This is a genomic window from Lactobacillus helveticus DSM 20075 = CGMCC 1.1877, assembly GCF_000160855.1.
Taxonomy (GTDB): Bacteria; Bacillota; Bacilli; order Lactobacillales; family Lactobacillaceae; genus Lactobacillus; species Lactobacillus helveticus.
Map to the genome: position 1 here is coordinate 1 of NZ_GG700752.1, position 2,134 is coordinate 2,134.

Sequence of the window (2,134 nt, forward strand, 5' to 3'; positions counted from 1 at the left end):
AAAACTTGCAAGCTCTTCGTCATCTCTCAAGACGACTTTATTAATTTACCCTACTTTTCCTCTTTTGGCAAGCTATTTTTTCAATTTTTCTAAATTAAAATTCCATCGCAATGATCTACTTCATGTTGAATCGTTTCTGCAATGAATTCCGAAAAGTCTTGCGTCACTTCTTTAAAATCAAGATTCTGATAAGTTACCGTTATTTCCTTATAACGAACGGTTTGACGCTGACCGCTTAAAGATAAGCATCCCTCTTCAGTCATATACTTACCGCTCTTTCTAACAATCTTCGGATTAATCATCATAAAAGGCAAACTTCCTATATAGAAAGCAATAATTCTCTTGGATTGTCCAATCATATTTGCAGCTAACCCCGCTGCTTTACTTCTGTTTGCTAAAAGCGTATCACACAAATCTAGCGCTGTATTTAAATCTTCTTTATTTGCTAATGTTGATTTTTGACTTAAAAATACTTGATCATAAATGATCTTTTTTACTGCCATAGCTTTTTCCTTCCAAGTTTATTCAATATAGAATCTTAACAAATTATCGCGCAGTTAACCAAAACAAAATCAATATAATAGAATTAAAATACTTTCTTAATTATTTTGAACTTGTATAGGGCAAAGATCGCGCTAAAATGTTAACTAGACACTTTTAAGGGAGGCCTTCAAAATTTTTAAACAATTACTCACCGGAATAGCAGCAATTACTTTATTTTCTGCTACGACACCTTCAATTATTTCTTCAAGCACAAATACAGTACATGCGAGCACATATTCCAGAATTGCTATGCGCAGCTACATAAGAAACGTTTTGGCCCAAAACAACAGTCGAGGTAGCACAGTCATTATAAAAAACGGCAAGCCTCAGCAAATCAGTTATGGTTGGGCTTGGTATGGCAAAAGAATCGGCAATGGTAACGACAGCGTAGTTTATCCAACAGCTTCTTTACAAAAAGTTGTTACTGCTGCCATGGTTGTTCAATTAATGAATGAAAAATGGCATACCAGTGAACGTTTTAGCCAAAACACTAAAATCTCACGTTGGTACCCTGAACTGAAAAATGCCAATAATATTACATTAGGTCAATTAATAAACCACACTTCTGGAATTAACGCCGTAAATACAGAAGCCGATCGTAGAATCAATTATTCAGAAGATGATGCAGTCAAATGGGCAATTGATAATGCCAATGCTATTGATCCTAGCACTCCCGGTACTTATTTTTACAATAATACGAATTACATTCTCTTAGCAGGTATTATCAAAAAAATCAGTGGTCAATCTTATGAAACCAACTTCAACAACCGAATTGTTAATAAGTTAGGCTTAGCAAATACCTATCTTTACCAAAATATTCCTAGCTGGAAAACTGATCCCATCTCATATACATGGAATATCAAAAATTATCAAGATCCCGAATATATAACTAAAACTCAAGCTTCTCAGCTTGTAGGTGCAGCCAATATGTTCACCACGCCAATGGATTATTACAAAATTCAAGTCGGTCTATCTAATGGTGCGATTTTAAATAAATCTGACTTCCATTACCTCACTCACTTAAAGAGCAGAGCCAATAACTACTCCGGCGGTATTTATCTTGATAACAACGACACCATAAAATCCGCATACGGCAATCTTGGTGGCACTCATTTTGGTATTTGGTTCCAAATGACGACTGATAATCGCAACGGTTTAATTATGTTCTTAAATCAAACTGCTGGCGACGAAAATGCTCAAAAACAAGTCGGATATCAAATTTTAAATCATATTAAGCCATATACATTTATCGCAGGATAAAACAAAAAGACTTTTCCGAAATTGGAAAGGTCTTTTTTATTATTCAAATAAAAGCTCTGACATGCTCGTCTTCAATGGCTCCTTCAGCAATAAATTCATCCCCACAGCTGGCTTCTTTTTAGGTCCTAATAATTCTTCTTTCACCGAATTAGGCTGAATTTGTGCTTCACCTAAATAGAAAAATTGCTTGCCATCTGCATCGCTTCTTTTAACAAAAACATGGATATGCATATCAGACGTCTTCAATAAACGCTGCACTTCTTCTGAATCTAAATGTCGCGGCATTCTAGTATACCAACGTAAGCTGCGACCATTTTCTAAAGTATTGTGA

The 2,134-nt window shown here is 35.2% G+C and carries 3 protein-coding genes; 1 reads left to right on the forward strand and 2 read right to left on the reverse strand.

Translation table 11 applies throughout. From position 1 onward, the window contains the following. Nucleotides 1–89: 89 nt before the first annotated feature. Nucleotides 90–503, reverse strand: a complete 414-nt coding sequence (locus HMPREF0518_RS00010) for a peptide deformylase (protein WP_003624744.1) — start codon at nt 501–503, stop codon at nt 90–92. 289 nt (nt 504–792) lie between these two features. Here HMPREF0518_RS00010 and HMPREF0518_RS00015 point away from each other — a divergent pair, with 289 nt between their 5' ends. Continuing rightward, nucleotides 793–1,803, forward strand: a complete 1,011-nt coding sequence (locus HMPREF0518_RS00015; RefSeq protein ID WP_003624746.1) for a serine hydrolase domain-containing protein — start codon at nt 793–795, stop codon at nt 1,801–1,803. A 39-nt stretch (nt 1,804–1,842) separates the two neighbouring features. On the opposite strand, the gene HMPREF0518_RS00020 is transcribed toward HMPREF0518_RS00015, so the two are convergent. After that, nucleotides 1,843–2,134, reverse strand: a 292-nt coding sequence (locus HMPREF0518_RS00020) for a DUF3427 domain-containing protein (RefSeq protein ID WP_003624747.1), incomplete at its 5' end; no start/stop codon positions are given.